The following is a 16,978-nucleotide window of genomic DNA, read 5'->3' as shown; positions in this document are numbered from 1 at the left end:
GATTCACACAATTAGCTTTGGTCACCACCATCAATATATCAAAAGCTTCTACAAGCCGTGACCTAGCCAGTTAAACTGGACTGGAAAGCCCCATCGCTTTCGAAGGCAAGTCTTTACATTCTCGACAAAATTACTCAATTACCACACCAAGCAAGCAAGTGGTTTCATGAGTCCCAGCCAGCTAGAATATTACGCAAGGGACAATAGTATGACACACACCACCGCCGCTCGCATCGCCCTCTCTTGGCTGATGTGTACAACCGCCACATTTCTTTATGCCCAAGATGATACCGCATTCGACCTTGGGACACTTCGCATTGATTCCGCAGATGCGCAGGCCGTTCTTGGCAATGATCAGATCAGTGACGCCGAGATTGAAAGTCGTAATCCCACGACAGTGGCTGATGTGTTTGCCGGTGAATCTGCGATTACAGCCAGCGGCGGCGCTCCGATTGCACAAAAAGTATACGTAAACGGTATCGAAGAAAGCCTGCTGTCGGTCACAATTGACGGCGCACGCCAGAACAAATCCGCGTTTCACCACACGGGCAACGTGCTTCTGGACCCCGCCTTGCTAAAATCTGTCGAAGTAAGCGCGGGTCTCGCGCCAGCGGATCAAGGTCCAAACGCGCTGGCAGGCTCCATCGCTTACACCACCAAAGACGCCCGCGATCTGCTTGAGGCGGATGATCCATTTGGCGGCCAATACACGCTGTCTTACGGCCGTAACGGTCAGGGCTTTCGCAACACGTTGAGTGTCTTTGGTCAGACCAATGGGTTTGAGTATCTGCTCAGTGGCACACGCGCCACGGGTGACGATTACAAAGATGGCAGTGGCAACACGATTACCGGAACCGAGGCTGACCTCACCGATTACATCGCCAAATTTGCCTACACGACACAATCAGGCAAACGCCTCAGCTTTTCCGCATCGGAAACAACAGATAGTGGTCTACGCGCGTCACAAAGCGGCTTTATCCGCCCCGATTTCGCCGCTGTCATCGGGCGCGATACCGTGCTCTACCGCGCCCTGTCGCAACGCAAATCCTATACTCTGACTTTTCAAGACGAAAACCCCACCGGCACATTCGCCCCCTATGCCCAGTTGAGCTATAATGAACAGGCGATGGATGTGGGCGCACTTTACGGTATCAACAAAAGCCTCAGCGGTGTGATCCGTAATGAGTTCACCCTGCGCAACGGTAGCGTTAGTGTCGGCCTCGACTTCTTTGATGAAAGCGCGGAAGGCTTTGATAATTCCGGCAGCTCTCGCATTTCAAACGGACGCGAAGATCTCAGCAACATTGGCGTATTTGCGCAGGCACGACAGGATCTGTCGGATCGTATCTCGGTCTCATTCGGGGCGCGTTATGACTGGGCGTCGTTCGACGCCGCAGATGGGTCGAGCCTTAAAGAAAACGGCGCAAGCGTAAACGGCTCGGTTGACTTCGTGCTCAACAACCAATGGACTCTCAATGCAGGCGCTGCATCCAGTTGGGGCGGCTATGAGTTAGGTGAGGCCGCTTTGGTTAACTACGGTACGGCTTGGGCCTATGATGGCTTTGCAACATCACGCGCCAATGCTGTGCGCCTGGGTTTACGGTATGAGAACGGCCCATGGTCGGCCAAAGGCGCCCTGTTTGATACTGAAATCAAAGACATCAACGCGGTTCTGCCGTCAGGCGGCGCGCGTGGTCATACAGATGATCTGACATCACGCGGGTTCGACGGCTCGGTCACTTATACAGCTGCAAACGGGTTCGCGACCCTGAACTATACCTATGCGGATGTAAAAACCAATGACGCGACAACAGCAACGACTGCCTATTACCTTGGACGCCCCGTTGGTCATATCTTTGGTCTAGAAGCGGGCTATGACGTGACACCGGAATGGCGGATTGGCGGGACAGCACAGGTTGCCCTCAAGAACGACGATACCGAAACCACTCTGGACGGTTACGAGGTCGTTAACCTCTATGCCGAGTATAAGCCACAGCGGATGGAAAACCTGACTGTGCGCATGGATGTGAACAACCTCTTCGATGCCAGCTATGCCAGCCGCAGCTCGGATGGTCTGGGTCTGTCAAACGTGGTGCCGCTCTATGAGCCAGGCCGCACCATCAGCATGACCGCTTCGATCAAGTTCTAAACAACTCTGGTATCGCCCCTTTCATCGGGGCGATACCTATACCTCGATCATGACCTTGCCATCAATACGGTGCACTTTGGGATCAGTGTCAAACACCTCTTTCAGAATATCCTCTGTCACGATTTCATCGGGCGTGCCTTTTGCAACAATCTTGCCGCCTTTCATCGCAACGATCAAATCGGCATAAGCTGCGGCATAATTGATATCATGTAAGACAATGACGATTGTGCGGTCATGGGCAGCCGCCAGTTCACGCAACACACGCATCAACGAACGTGATGCCGCGATGTCCAAGTTGTTAAGCGGCTCATCCAACAGAATATAGCCCGTATCTTGCGCATAGGTCATCGCGACCTGCGCGCGCTGACGCTGCCCGCCGGATAATGTGTCCAGCCGTCGGTCGGCAAAAGGGACAAGCCCAAATGCCTCTAGTGCGTCCTCAACCTTGGCGTGGTCATCTGGCGTGGGCCGGCCTTTGTGATAAGGATAACGCCCAAAGCCCACCAACTCGCGCACCGTCAACAGCGGCGCGGCATCGCTGGCCTGCGGCAAGATCGCAAGCCTGCGCGCGAGGGTATTATTCGGGCACGCCCCCACCGTCAGGTCATCCACGGTGATGGTCCCTGCCTGAAGTGGCATCAGCCGTGCGATCAGCGACAACAACGTGGACTTTCCCGCACCGTTCGGCCCAATCAATGCCGAAATCCCACCTTTCGGTAGCTCCAGATTGACCCCATCCAAGATCTTCACTGGCCCTATAAAATAGTCGACATCAGAGATCACAATCATCTGTATTTTCTCCTCAGGAGCAGGATCAAGAAAACAATGCCGCCAACAACGTCGATCACGACAATCAGCGGCGTAGACATCCCCAGCACACGCTCCAAGATAAATTGCCCGCCCACCAGCGTCAGCGCCGAAATCAACGCCGACGACAGCAGTAAGGTGGCGTGGGACGCCGTGGGCGTGATCAGATGCGCAAGGCTGACAACCAAGAGGCCCAGAAAGCCCATCGGCCCAACAAGCGCCGTTGAGACGGACACAAGGACCGAAATGAGCACAAGGATCACAAACATATTATGCTTTGGCGCCTCGCCCAGATTAATGGCAGCCGTATCACCAAGAGCCAGAACATCCAGCCTGTGCCGCAAACGCCAAGTGACCAACAACGCACAACAAGTCAGCAGAGCGGCAACAGCCAAAAGCTCAACGTCGATCCGCGTAAACCGCGCAAATGATGCCCCCTGAACCACGGCATATTCATTGGGGTCAATCACCCGCTGCAAAAAACTCGTAACCGCGCGCAACAACACCGCAAGGATAATCCCTGTCAGAACCATCCGCATCAGATCGCCCCGTGCGCGGCTCAGCAAGGTCCCAAAAAGCGCCAGCGACGCCACCAGCATCAACCCTATGTTTGCGACGAATTGGCCCGCCTGCGACAGATGAACATACTCTTGCGCTCCCAGCACATAAATCTGCACCGTGAGGATCAGAACATAAAGCGCATCAAACCCCATGATCGAAGGGGTAAGAATACGGTTGTGGGTGATAGTTTGGAACAGCACTGTTGCCGTTGAAATGGCCACCGCAACAATGATCAGCGCTGCCAGTTTATTACCGCGAAACGGCAGTACAAAGCCCCAATTCCCCTGCGCGCCCAGCATCAGATAGCCAGCAGTACAAGCGGCCAGAAGCACCGCAAGCAGGATCAGACGCCTTTTAAACATGGCGACGCGGGGCATAGAGCAGCCACAAGAAAACCACCGCGCCCAAGACTCCGAAAACCGATCCAACCGGTATCTCATAGGGATAGCGCAGCACCCTGCCGAGAATATCACTGGCCAGAACCAGTGCTGCGCCACTCACGGCGGTTAAGGGCAATGTGGCACGCAGGTTGTCTCCGCTCAGACGGGATACGATGTTGGGTACAACCAGTCCGACAAAGGGGATCATTCCGACTGTCACAACGGTCAAAGCAGTCACGATAGCAATCGACAGCAATCCAATGATGACAACTTGGGTATAATTGAGCCCTAAATTGGTGCTCACTGTGCGGCCCATACCGACAATCGCAAATTGGTCAGCGGCCAGATAGCTTAATATCCCCACAGCGGCGGCTATCCAAAGCAGTTCATACCGCCCTTGCAGGACGCCAGAAAATTCGCCGTTCATCCAGATATCAATGTATTGTAAAAGGTCGGCCTGATAGGCGAAAAACAAGACGCAGGCCCCGAGGATGCCCCCATAGATCATTCCCACTAAAGACACCAACATCGGCTGTGTGGGCGGCAACCTGTTTACGATCACAAGAAAGATGACGCTGGTTGCCAATGCCACTGCGGATGCAATCCCCATCTTCATCAGGATCGGCATAGAGGGCATAAACACGGTGACCAACAAAATACCAAGCGCCGCGCCCTGCCCCGTGCCTGCTGTCATCGGCTCGACGAACCGGTTGCGCACAATCATCTGCATGATCGTACCGCTGACCGCAAGCGTGCCACCGGTGATGATAACCGCAACCGTGCGCGGCCCGCGACTGGTCCACAACAAGTCCAACGCCGCCCTGTCATAAAACAAGGCGCTCGGCGATAGATCCGCCACACCGACAAACAGCGAGAGCACAGCAAGAAGAGCCAGCGTCAAGATCAGTGTGACGCGGATCATCTAGCCGTCCTTCATGCCCGCAAGGATCTCGTCCAATGTCACGGTCATCGACTGGATACCGCCGCCGGAAATATAGATGGGCGCGGGGCTGAGATAGATCACACGGCCCGTTTGCCATGCTCTTGTCTCGTGAACCAAGGCGTTGTCGAGCGTCGTGCGGGCGCTGTCACCATCTTGCCCAACGGCTGCAAGGCGGTCGACCACCAGTAAGATGTCAGGGTTTGCCTCACGGATGAACTCAAAGCTGATCGCCTCGCCATGGGTGTTCTGCTCTACGCTCTCAACGGCTTCTGGTAGGTTCAATGCATCGTGCAACCAACCAAAGCGTCCACCAGTGCCATAGGCGCTGACCTTGGGGCCGTTGGTCATCACAATCAATGCACTGCCTTGTCCGGCGACCGCAGCACGCACGTCTGACAGTTTGCTGTCAAAACCCGCCGCAAGCTCCGCAGCCTGCGCCTGTTTGTCAAAAAGCACCCCGTAACTGGCCAAGCGAGCCAATCCATCCGCCACTGTATCTTCGCCAATCGTCATATCGATCGTCGGCGCGATACGCGACAATTCGGAAACCTGCCCCGAGGACCGCCCGCCGGCGATGACCAGATCAGGTTTAAGCGCAAAAACCGCCTCGAAGTCAGGTTCGAAAAGAGAGCCCACAGGCACCGTGTCCTTGGCCGCAGTTTCGAGGTATTCCAGAAATACGGGACGCACCAAGCCCTCAACAGAAACGCCCAAGGCGTTCAGTGTGTCAAATGCTGCGATGTCAAACACTGCTATATTATCCGGCTGTGCCGCGATTTCGACGGTGCCTACAAAAGTATCCACAGATACCGACTGGGCGTAAACGGGTTGTGCCAGTGTGGCAGTTATCAAAGCTATGATTCTGAACATGTCGAATTCCTTGTCTCGACGCATGGCTCACAAAAGTTGGCTTTGCTATGGGTTGTTTCCAGCTCTCTACGAAGCCATATATTATTTGTCCAGCCCATACGGACACATGCAACAAGGGATCTCACATGCCGCTCATAAAAGGCTACTACGCGACTGAAAACGCTTCGAAATACATGCAGCAACTATGCAAACACTTCGGGCATAAAATTGAGGTTTCGTGCGATACTGAAAATGGCTGGGCGGCGTTTGAAATGGGCACGGCCCATATGACCGCAACCGACACGGGGCTGAGCCTGACGTGCGAAGTACAAGACCCCGCCGCGATCCCCGCCGTTCATAACGTGATCGACCGGCATCTGGAAACATTTGCATTTCGGGAGACGGTTAAAACGATGGAATGGACGCTGGAATAACGCCAAACACTAGGCGCCTCGCTTTCGTTATAGGCGCATAAGGCGCGGCCTCCCAAGGGAAGAGCCGCGCCTTACTGATATATTATCAGAACTTCAAAGATGCTGATACTTTGAGCGAACGGCCAGCTTCGCTGAGCGTTTCAACTGTTGCAAATTCTTGCCCATAGGTGGCACGGCTGGAATAATCGGCGTCGAACAGGTTATTAACCTCTGCACGAAGCGTCCAATTCTCAAGCTGATTTGGCTCCCATTGGATAAACGCATTCACAACCTCGTATGAGGGCAAAGTCGGCCCCGCACCGCCTGTAGCAGTGTCATAAGTGTCTGTTTCGGACAGCACCAATTGGGCATCAGCACCGATGGTAAGCCCATGTTGCGGTATACGATGCGCAACTTCCAGTGTGATGACCTCTCCCAAAGGTGTCGTCAGGTAGTTCCCCGTGTAGGAATCTGCCGCCCTTCCATTCACATCAGAATCGATATTTGCATAGCCGATCCGCGCAAACCCGTTTTCCCAAGCATATCCAAGACCCAACTCAAAGCCACGGCTTTCGAGGCTGGCTGTCAGATCCGAGCCACCACCGTAGCTGGGCGCGCGGGCGTTATCTATATCTGTGCGAAAAATCTTACCTGATAAGTCCCATGCGCCCAGGTCCGCATTGGCGGCAAAGAACAGGTTTTTGGATTGAACGGCTTCAATCCCCTCGGCGGGATATGTCCAAGCGGGGTTTATAATGAAGTTCTCGGCAAGAAACGTACCGCCCCACACCTGCGAGTAACCAGCGCTCAAAGTGAGTTGATCATTGACGTCGAACTCGGCCGAGAGATTACCCGACAGGCCCTTGTCGGAATAGATGTTGCCGTCAGCGCCGGTGAACTCTTGGAAATCCCCGCGCACCCCATAAGAGACGCGCGTGCGCTGATTTAGATCAAGCCGTGCTTGGGCATAAATGCCGATGTTCAGAGCTTCTTCTTCACCGTTCTCGTCAAAGGCACTGTCGGACAAATAGCGATAATCCAAAGACGCCTTGTCCGAGTAGAAATCAACCCCTGCAGTGATGCTGCCTTGCTCCAGCGCAAAGCGGTTTTCGATTTTACCATTCAAGCTCGACGTGGTGCCATCGATGTACTGATCCGTCTCGTCGATGATGAGGTCAGTTTTACTGTAGGCAAGCTTGATCGTTGGGTCCCACCAGCCTGTAGGCGTCTCATTGGTGTAGGTAAAAACAAAATTCTGGCGCGTCAGATCATAGTTACGCGTCAAGGGCACAGGACGCCCGCCAAAAATCTGCCCAATGTTGGCGCGGTAAGGGCGTGCATCATCGTCACTGACCTGCTCGACAGAAAACTCAAAGCGGTCGCCGTTGACAGTTTTATATGCAATTTTACCGAGTCCAGACATCATGTTGGTGCCCGACCCAATGATAGCATCGCCTGCACCGTCATCACGATAGTTACCGTCGGCGATTTTCAGGAAGCCGAGATATTCAAACCCGCCCTTGCGCCCGTAAACCGAACCGCTTTCGGTGAAAATGTCGCCGTTGCTGTCATATTCGGATTTTACAAAGCCACCGAAGCTCAAATCGTCGGCCAACAGATCATCGACATCGCGGGTTTCATAGGCAACCGACCCCGCCAACGCACCAGCTCCAGCATCTGCAGAGGCGACGCCTGGATCGACTCGGACAGCTTTCAGCAGTGATGGATCAATCAGCGTCGTAGCATTATGGTGGAAAATCTTGTTGTTCTGTCGCGCGCCATCGATGGTCACAGAGAAATTGGTTTCCTCAACCCCATTCACATATAGCTTTTGGGATGCGGGGATCGAGCTCCCTACCGATACTGTAGGTTCGCTTTTGAAAAGGTCCTGAATGTCAGCAGGGTTTTGGCGCACAATGTCTTCGGCTGTAACCTCGACCGAATTATCGTTTTCAGCCGCTGCATCAAGGACAATTGTGTTCAGCTGAAAGGGTTCGTTCGATTGAGAAAGTGCTGTTGTTGCCCACAGCATTGCTGTGAGGGTCATTAGAAAACGTGAGGGGAGCATGGGCAGCAATCCTGTTTTTTTTGATAATTCGGTTGCTATGAATTAAATCAATGGCTGCCTGACAGGTTAGCTGAAGATCACAACTTACTACAGCAATCAAGAGCTTACGGACTTCTCACCGCTTCAAATGCCATTACGTTCTCTCAAGAAGGCGGCTTACTCTAACCCAAAACCACTTCAGAGGTGGTCGCAGGATTTCGGACCAGTAGTTAAGATGGATCAACTTGTGAAAGTAGTGATCCCAAATGAGGAAACGAAAGAACCATTCCCCTAATTTCAAGGCCAAGGTTGCGCTTGAAGCAATCCGCGAGGAGATGACGTTGGCAGATCTGTCCAAGAAATATGGCGTTCACCCGACCCAGATTGGCACATGTAAACGCGCGGCGATAGAGAATATGGAACAGCCTTTACGCGCCGAGGTGCGGCCCCAGAGCAGGTGAGTATTGCGGGCGTCGATAAGCTGCATGCCAAGATTGGTTAGCTGGTGGTGGAGCGGGATTTTTGGCCCCCTCTCGTGCATGTTAGCATGCACTGCCGGGCAGTGGGACATAGAATGGTGAGCAAGAACCACAAGCTGAGTTTGCGTTGCCAATGCAAGCTGCTGACGCTGACCCGGTCCCACCTGTATTATCAGCCGAAAGGCGAGAGCGCTGAGAACCTGCGGTTCATGAAGATCATTCACTGCTGGGCAGGGTCATGCAAAGCATGATCCCGAGAGGGGTGGATTGGCACAGTCGCAAGGTCATGGCATGGCGCCTATAAAATAGCATAGACGCGGATTTCTGCGTTGAGGCATTGAAGGAAGCTTTGGCCAAGTATGGCAAGCCGGAGATATTCAATACAGATCAAGGCAGCCAGTTTACCAGCGGCGCTTGGATCGACGTGCTGAGCGACGCAAAGATCAAAATCAGCATGCCTCTCGTGACATTGCTGCGCAATGCACTGACGGTAATAGATGGCAAAGGCGCATGGCGCGACAACCGCATGATCGAACGGCTATGGCGGTCGTTGAAGTATGAATGCATCTTTTTGAATGCCTTTGAGACAGGTTCAGAAATGCGGGCTGGTATCAGAAAATGGTTGGCATACTACAACGCCGAGCGCTCGCATTCGCCGCACGGCATCTTGACCCCTGATGAGGTCTATGCCAGCAAAAAAGAACCAATGAGATTAACAGCCTAAATGAAACCCTGATCCATCTTAACAAGGCTGAAAACTGGTCGAAAAAGCAGGACCACTTCAGTTTCATGAGTCCCAGCCAGCATTTCCTGCAAGGTACACACACCCTATGGCCGAGCCGAACCACCTATCGGAATGTTACGTCCTTAAAAGCCTGAATACAGAGGCTAGTTTCAGTCGAGCTGTACCTCTACAGGCATGTCGTCCGAAATTAACTGAATAGCGCAATAGGAGGGCCGTAGCGCGTCTGGTAACGCCTCATGGGCCGCATGTTCACCTTCCGACATTTGGATAACCCTGCAAACACCAGGCTCCGATGGGCTGCAGGCTGTCAGTCCGACAATAACAGCTATCAAACAAAGCTTCATGGCTTATTCCCTTTTGCATGGCTGTCTTGCCTGCCCTCCCCCTAAAGTACCAATACCCAAGGGGGCAATCCAGTGGATTCCCTAGTCAGTAACCAACCGGATGCCCAAGGGAGCGCCCCCACCAATGATCGCAAATAACCGATCTATATTTGGGTGAGCGCCCGGGCGGTTTTTGGCGTCTTCAGTATGCTCTGCAAAAACAGCGAGCGCATGAGTGGCGGCATCGGAATTAACCAGATCGAAATTTTGTCCAAGATACTGATAGACAGCAAGCGCACCCTGTTTGCCCGGCTGATTTTCGATTGTCGCAACAATGTCCCCAGCCGGGTCAGTAAGTTCGACCCGAACAAGATTTTCAATTGGCGGTAAAAGCTGTAGGTTTTTCGCAAATGATGCGGTGGGTACAATCATCTCATTGATCCAAATTGTTGGTTTTCATCACGGCTGAGTCAGCCCCTCAACAGCAGGGAGCGGCGAAGGTGACGTCACATTTTGTGGCTTTCTCTTTTCATAAAATGCGTTGCCGCCGGCTGTCAGGACATAATGCATATTGTTGTAAGATGCCTTGTACCAAGCGGCATGGAAAAATTTGGAATTTCCAATCCTTGGATGCCTCTCTCCATTGTAAACGGAGCGCGCTGTGCCTGTGATAAGCGGAGCCGTTTGGAGTTGCATCTCCTTGGTCATCACGCCGGGGGCAAATTGGTTTTTCTGCCCTACCACACCACAAACGGTGTTCGGGTAGGCGTCGGATTCCACACGGTTCATAACAACGCTGCCCACCGCAACCATCCCGTCCCGACTGGAACGATTTGATTCAAAGTACATAGCTCTCGCCATACAGTCCAATTCACTCTTTGGCGCAGCTTGGGGGGGCGCGGGTTTACCACAACTCACCAGAACGACGAGGCCACTTAACGCCAATGCGGTTTTCAGTGTTTTTTGACGATGTCGCATACAGATTGCCTTTGGTTTGGGGATGGGCGTGTTCGCCCTGTAATAACGCAGACATGGACAAACAGACAAGGCGCAAGCAGGCACCCTGCCCGTTTTCCGCCGAACCATCACATCCCCCCGATTTGGTAAGCCAAGGTGTAAGCCGCGTTCCAGTTGCCACAAGCGCAGGGACAAGCGCCCATCATATGCAATGCCATCGCGCCCGGGAAAAGCTCTCTGACGCTACATTTTCCGCAAAGATGCTATCATGCGCGTCCCCCAGAAATATCATGTTAAACGTCGTAGCCTCTTACCGAGGAAACCGGCTCCCACTACGTACCCATTGCGGCAAGACCAAGACAATTGCCGAAAGTTCTAACCGGTTCAGACGGCCTGATTTTAGGGTCTGGATTATCCTTGGTGAATTGAGCGCGTTCTCGTTCGGTTTTTTAGGGCGCAGAGACCAAATGGGGCCTGATGATGCCACAACCCTCAAATGTCACCAATACGTCGAAAAGCGGACCGATACTGGATCAGAACCACGCCGATCCCTCCACACGATACAAGTCCCCTACCCCGCTCAATCACAACTAGCGGCTACAAAAGAAATGGCGGCTATCGCAACACAAAAATGCCGACCCTCTAAAACAAAGAGGATCGGCATCATGCATTTTAAAGTAAGTTTGCCAGGTTAATTGCTTACCCCATAAACCACGTATTGTGTTCCATCAGGTCAGCCACACTTACGTCGACCAAAGTGACGCTATCGTCTGCGTCCAGCTGGATGACGGCATTACCGTCAACTTCTGTTGTCGCGAGCAGCACGGAAGCGATATCCTCAAAGCCAAAGTCACGGATCGCCAGTGAATCAAAATCAGTGAGATTAAAGTCTACAATCACATCATTGCCTGATCCATTTTCAAAGACAAACACATCTGCTCCGGCACCGCCGTTCAGAACGTCATCACCAGCCCCACCAATCAAAACGTCATCGCCAGCTGCACCGTTCAAAAACTCGGAAGCAGCCGTGCCCTCAAGGGTATCATTACCTGCCAAAGCAGCAGCCGTGCCCGTAGGGGCCAGATCACCAACGTAAAGCAAGGAGTCGATGTCTGAATTCCAGCTCACATCGCCAATAACACCGCCACCGTCTAGACCGGAGAAATCAATCAGCAAAGTTGTGAACAAATCGCCGTCAGCGGCGCGACCAACCAGATTGACGATACCCGAATAAGTGACTGTCACTGAGCCACTCATCTCGGCATTGTCCCCTACAAACCCGAATGTATATCCAAAACTAGAGCCCGGAGTGGAGCCGCCTAGCGGATCATCATCGAGCGTAACAGTCGTGTCAAAAACCGATCCAGCAGGTGCGAGATTAATCTCAAGCGTGGCCAAAGTCTTGGTCAGCGTCATTTCGTGCTGGCTCCAGCCATAAGACATACTGATGTCAGTCCCTGTAGCGCCCCCATTTGTATAGGCACCCCACGCTTCCCACGTCATAGTTTCCACAGTCCCATCTGCAAAGGTCGCAGTAACCAGTGCCCCTGCCAAATCAATACCCCGTGACGAGGTGTCCTCACGGATACCATAGACCGTTTCCTGCGCATCTGTAGCGAGTCTGACAACATCAATGACCGGTACTGTAGGATCAACTGGGTCGACCGGATCAACTGGATCGACCGGATCAACTGGATCAACTGGATCGACCGGATCAACTGGATCGACCGGATCAACTGGGTCAACTGGGTCAACTGGGTCGACCGGATCAACTGGGTCAACCGGATCAACTGGGTCAACCGGATCAACTGGGTCGACCGGATCAACTGGATCGACCGGATCAACTGGGTCGACCGGATCAACTGGGTCGACCGGATCAACTGGGTCGACCGGATCAACTGGGTCGACCGGATCAACTGGGTCGACCGGATCAACTGCATTTTGCCAAACCGCATCTGTCTCAGAGACCACCAGTTCCAAATCGCTGCGGCTCACTTCTATGCCATTGGCGTCAGTACCGATGACGGAGACTTCGTAGATGTGATCGCGGTCCCAATCCCAAACCTCGGCATAAGACGGCGTAAACCATGACTGATAGCTCACCTCGCCTGTGGCTGGGTCCACTTGGAAAATCGCCGCATCTTCGCCTGACAAAGAGTAAACAATTGTATCGGCCGGAACCTCAGGATCGACAGGCGTAACCACTGACGTGTCATCTGCATTTTGCCAAACTGCATCGGTCTCGGAAACCACCAGCTCCAAATCGCTGCGGCTCACTTCTGTGCCACTGGCGTCAATACCGATAACGGACACTTCGTAAATGTGATCGCGGTCCCAATCCCAAACCTCGGCATAAGACGGCGTAAACCATGACTGATAGCTCACCTCGCCTGTGGCCGGGTCCACTTGAAAGATCGCTGCATCTTCGCCTGACAAAGAATAAACAATTGTATCGGCCGGAACCTCAGGATCGACAGGCGTAACGGGCTCTTCCGGATCGACAGGCGCAACCACTGGCGTGCCATCTGCATTTTGCCAAACCGCGTCCGTCTCGGAAACCACCAGCTCCAAATCGCTACGGCTCACTTCTGCGCCAGTCGCGTCGGTGCCGATCACGGACACTTCGTAGATGTGATCACGGTCCCAATCCCAAACCTCGGCATAAGACGGCGTGAACCATGGCTGATAGCTTATTTCGCCTGTGGTCGCGTCCACTTGGAAGATCGCGGCATCTTCGCCTGACAAAGAATATATGATGGGGCCAACAACCTCTGCAGCGCCCCCAATCGGGCTGCCGTCAGCATATTGCCATGCCGCATCAGTTTCCGAGACCACCAGTTCCAAATCATCGCGGCTGACTTCTACGCCACTGTCATTCCACCCGATAACAGAAACCTCGTAGATATGATCGCGGTCCATATCCCAGATTTCTGCATATGACGGGGTGAACCAAGACTGATAGCTCACCTCACCCGTTTTCGGGTCAACTTGGAAAATCGCGGCATCTTCCCCCGCAAGAGTATAGATGGCTGCGTCACTTGGCGTCACCGCATCGACAAAGCCTGCCGGATCGGGCGGAGCCACAACAGGGCTCCCATCTGTGTGCTGCCAGATGGCATCGGTTTCCGTAACAATCAACTCCAGATCGCTGCGGCTGACTTCGGTGCCTGTGCTATCCCAGCCCAAAACCGACACTTCATAAATGTGATCGCGGTCCATATCCCAGACTTCTGCATAGGACGGGGTGAACCAAGACTGATAGCTCACCTCACCTGTTTGCGGGTTCACTTGAAAAATGGCAGCATCATCGCCGGCCAAAGTATAGAGAATTGAACTGCTGGAACTGGGCATGATTTTCCTAACGAAAAGAGTTATCGGTTTGTGGCCCTATTCACGAATTTGAACCAGAAAAAAATTCATCCCGAAACAGGGCTGCCCCAAAAATGTCGCAATTTTCCTCACAATATTAATCTGTTACTCCAATTTCCTCTATTTCGTTTATCTGGGTGGATTGTTGCAAACAAGGCAACAAAAGCGCCCTGTCGTTAACATTTCACCGAATACAGAGAATTTCGGATCTTGCGCCAATGACCAGCAATGTGATTCAGCTCGGGCAATCGAGTACTGCTCTGAGTTCATTTTTCATTGAAAATCCGCTCGAGAAAGCCAGCACAAAACGATGTCATCACCAGAGAGCCGTACATTCGTTTTTGACTTGAACTCGCAAAGCCCCCTTTCCTGCTTTGGCTAAGGCACTGGTTCGGCTAATTTTACGGTGCCTCTGGTGATCCTCACAACTTACCATCACCACATTTGGACCCTCTTTTGATCATGATTCTCAGACATACACGTGCCGACTGCGCCCCTATCAGGGCTATTTTCCAAATCCCGTTTTTAATCACCAGTGAGGTAAAGTATGCCAACTCTAAATCATGTCTATGCAATGGGAACGGGCTATACTACCTCCGCTGAAGTAGACTTTGCCCATAGTGCTACTAGTGATGTCGGGCAGATCATCATTTCAGGTTCTTCAAGCAATGTTGAATATACCGACAATGACCGGGTGCTTCAAAACGATAGTTCTGCCGGCTTGCTCGAAGATGAGGGTGACCCAAATCAGCTGATCGCGGGCACAAGCACACGTATCTTCATTGATGGCGTATTGCGGGCTACTGATACAGCAACAGGTACAACATATACGGTTGCCAACATTGAAACCTATGATGCGTCAGGGGTGAATGTTGATGGTGCCTATCTCATGTTTTTCCCGGATCAAGGTGCCGCACCTGCTACTATTGATATGGCAGACGCTATTCAGATGCCAAGCGGTGCAACGATACAGATGATCCCAGACTCATGGACGACCGCGCCAACTGTGCTCAACCCATTAAACTATATCGTGGAGGGCACCGACGGAGACGATACTATCGACAACCTGTACAGAGGGGATCCTGAGGGTGACAGGATCGATGATACAATCACAGCCAGCAACGATGACGAGATTCATGCCGGAGCAGGCAATGACACCATAAACAGTCTCGTTGGTGATGACACGGTTTATGCGGGTACGGGCGACGACGTGATCATCGCCGGTGAAGGAAATGACGTTTTTTATGGCGAGGCTGGCAATGATACAATTGGGGGGGGCGAAGGTAACGACTACATCGAAGGCGGGATCGGCAATGACTCCCTCGAAGGTGGCGGCGAGAACGATACGCTTCATGGCGGCGAAGGGGATGATTACCTTTACGGGCAAGGCGAAGATGACCTAATTTACGGCGACGCTGGCTTTGACACCCTCATTGGCGGCATCGGGAACGACACGCTGCACGGGGGTGCGGACAACGACCAATTGCGCGGGAATTCGGGCAACGACGAACTATACGGCGGCGATGGGGATGACACTCTCGATGGTCGTGAAGATGACGACTCTTTGAGCGGAGGCGAAGGCTCTGATATTCTCATCGGCGGGGATGGGTCAGACACCATTCACGGGGGCGCAGGTAATGACAGCGTCAAGGCCGGTAATGATGATGATCTGATTTGCGGCAATGACGGGTCAGACACTCTTTACGGCGATGCAGGTAACGATACGATCGACGGTGGCGACGACAGAGATTTCATTTACGGCGGGGCGGGCAATGACTCACTGATAGGCGGTCAAGGGAATGACCTTCTATACGCAGACGCAGGTAACGACACCCTCATCGGCGGTGACGGAAATGATTACCTCTCGGCAGGCGATGATGACGACCTTATTGAGGGCGGTGTTGGCAATGATCACATCGACAGTGGTGCCGGCAATGACACCGCTGATGGTGGTGTAGGCGACGATGACATCGATGGCGAACGTGGGAATGACCTCCTCACCGGCGGCGAGGGCAATGACTCCATTTCGGGCAGCTTCGGGGATGATACCATCGACGCAGGTGTCGGCAATGATGTGATCTATGCGGGATACGGCAATGACAGTATCGATGCAGGCGCGGGCATCGACTACATCGAACTGATCAACGGAAATGATACAGTATTCGCGGGCGATGATCAGGATAACATTCGAGTTGCGGCAGGTAGCTATGTGGATGGCGCTATTGTTAGCGTAGATGGCGGTACAGGTGGCGGTACAGATGTCATTGATACTGATGTTGACGAGATGGATCTGCGGGAATGGGCCGCCTATCGCAATCTGGAACAGACCCAAGACGCAGACCTAGATAGCTTTTCTGGCAGTGTCGAATTACTGGATGCAAATGGCAACTGGATCACGCTCAACTTTTCCGAGATTGAGATCATGCAGCTTCCTTCGGAAGATTTAACACCAGACTACATTGTTGAAGGTACAGACGGAAACGACCTGATTGACGCCAACTATACCGGTGATCCAGAAGGCGACAGGGTTGACGCAGGTGATAACCTCGCTGGCAATAATGACGATTCCATCCAAGCGGGTGCGGGCAACGACACAATACGGGCGGGCGGCGGCGACGATACCATTTATGGCGGAGACGGGCGCGACTGGATTTATGGAGAGGGCGGAAGCGACTCGATCTATGGCGGCGAGGGCAATGAGATTGTTTATGCTGGCGCGGGCAACGATACGATTCACGGTGAGGACGGCAATGATCACATTGACGCCAACGATGGCGATGACCTTCTTTATGGGGACGCGGGCGACGACACGCTCCATGGTGGCGCCGGCGCTGACACTCTTGAAGGCGGCATAGGCGACGACTGTAAGCGGTGCGCCCACCCCACCTTCCTTGTGAGCCCCTGATCTGAGATTCAGCCCTGACAGATGGATTATAAGGGAGTTTCTCCATGGAGC

11 protein-coding genes and 1 pseudogene are annotated in these 16,978 nt (G+C 53.1%); 4 read left to right on the top strand and 8 right to left on the bottom strand.

The features are described 5' to 3' along the window. The first annotated feature begins 208 nt into the window (after positions 1-208). Positions 209-2,149: a TonB-dependent receptor domain-containing protein gene (locus GGR95_RS17770; RefSeq protein ID WP_184568220.1), complete on the top strand. Its 1,941-nt coding sequence runs from the start codon at positions 209-211 to the stop codon at positions 2,147-2,149. Positions 2,150-2,185: 36 nt separating this feature from the next. Here the strand turns inward: GGR95_RS17770 and GGR95_RS17765 are convergent, their stop codons facing one another. The 4 genes from GGR95_RS17765 to GGR95_RS17750 are packed head-to-tail and all read right to left on the bottom strand — an operon-like array spanning position 2,186 to position 5,710. Then, entirely contained in the window at positions 2,186-2,938 is a 753-nt protein-coding gene (locus GGR95_RS17765) for an iron ABC transporter ATP-binding protein (RefSeq protein WP_184568219.1), read from the bottom strand. Then, positions 2,935-3,879: an iron chelate uptake ABC transporter family permease subunit gene (locus GGR95_RS17760; protein WP_184568218.1), complete on the bottom strand. Its 945-nt coding sequence runs from the start codon at positions 3,877-3,879 to the stop codon at positions 2,935-2,937. The genes GGR95_RS17765 and GGR95_RS17760 overlap by 4 nt, the downstream gene beginning before the upstream one ends. After that, on the bottom strand, positions 3,872-4,819 hold the full coding sequence (locus tag GGR95_RS17755; RefSeq protein ID WP_184568217.1) for an ABC transporter permease: 948 nt from the start codon (positions 4,817-4,819) through the stop codon (positions 3,872-3,874). The genes GGR95_RS17760 and GGR95_RS17755 overlap by 8 nt, the downstream gene beginning before the upstream one ends. Further along, a complete protein-coding gene (locus GGR95_RS17750) occupies positions 4,820-5,710 on the bottom strand; it encodes a siderophore ABC transporter substrate-binding protein (protein ID WP_184568216.1) in 891 nt (296 codons plus the stop codon). Between the two features lie 125 nt (positions 5,711-5,835). Between GGR95_RS17750 and GGR95_RS17745 the strand changes: the two genes are divergently transcribed. Then, positions 5,836-6,123, top strand: coding sequence for a DUF2218 domain-containing protein (locus GGR95_RS17745; protein WP_184568215.1), 288 nt, complete (start codon positions 5,836-5,838; stop codon positions 6,121-6,123). Positions 6,124-6,208: 85 nt separating this feature from the next. Here the strand turns inward: GGR95_RS17745 and GGR95_RS17740 are convergent, their stop codons facing one another. Further along, entirely contained in the window at positions 6,209-8,149 is a 1,941-nt protein-coding gene (locus GGR95_RS17740) for a TonB-dependent receptor domain-containing protein (protein WP_246423444.1), read from the bottom strand. A gap of 266 nt (positions 8,150-8,415) precedes the next feature. Here GGR95_RS17740 and GGR95_RS19220 point away from each other — a divergent pair. Continuing rightward, positions 8,416-9,352, top strand: a pseudogene (locus GGR95_RS19220) (DDE-type integrase/transposase/recombinase). Positions 9,353-9,798: 446 nt separating this feature from the next. Here the strand turns inward: GGR95_RS19220 and GGR95_RS17730 are convergent. From GGR95_RS17730 to GGR95_RS17720, 3 genes are all read right to left on the bottom strand, one after another. Continuing rightward, a complete protein-coding gene (locus GGR95_RS17730; RefSeq protein WP_184568213.1) occupies positions 9,799-10,128 on the bottom strand; it encodes a DUF2322 family protein in 330 nt (109 codons plus the stop codon). A gap of 27 nt (positions 10,129-10,155) precedes the next feature. Further along, on the bottom strand, positions 10,156-10,674 hold the full coding sequence (locus tag GGR95_RS17725; RefSeq protein ID WP_184568212.1) for a cell wall hydrolase: 519 nt from the start codon (positions 10,672-10,674) through the stop codon (positions 10,156-10,158). A gap of 678 nt (positions 10,675-11,352) precedes the next feature. Continuing rightward, positions 11,353-14,004: a calcium-binding protein gene (locus tag GGR95_RS17720; protein WP_184568211.1), complete on the bottom strand. Its 2,652-nt coding sequence runs from the start codon at positions 14,002-14,004 to the stop codon at positions 11,353-11,355. A gap of 565 nt (positions 14,005-14,569) precedes the next feature. Here GGR95_RS17720 and GGR95_RS17715 point away from each other — a divergent pair. Continuing rightward, positions 14,570-16,927, top strand: coding sequence for a calcium-binding protein (locus GGR95_RS17715; protein WP_184568210.1), 2,358 nt, complete (start codon positions 14,570-14,572; stop codon positions 16,925-16,927). Positions 16,928-16,978 lie beyond the last annotated feature (51 nt).

This window comes from Sulfitobacter undariae, assembly GCF_014196805.1.
Lineage (GTDB): Bacteria > Pseudomonadota > Alphaproteobacteria > Rhodobacterales > Rhodobacteraceae > Sulfitobacter > Sulfitobacter undariae.
The sequence above is the reverse complement of the archived record's forward strand: the minus strand, read 5'-3'. Positions and strand labels throughout refer to the sequence as shown.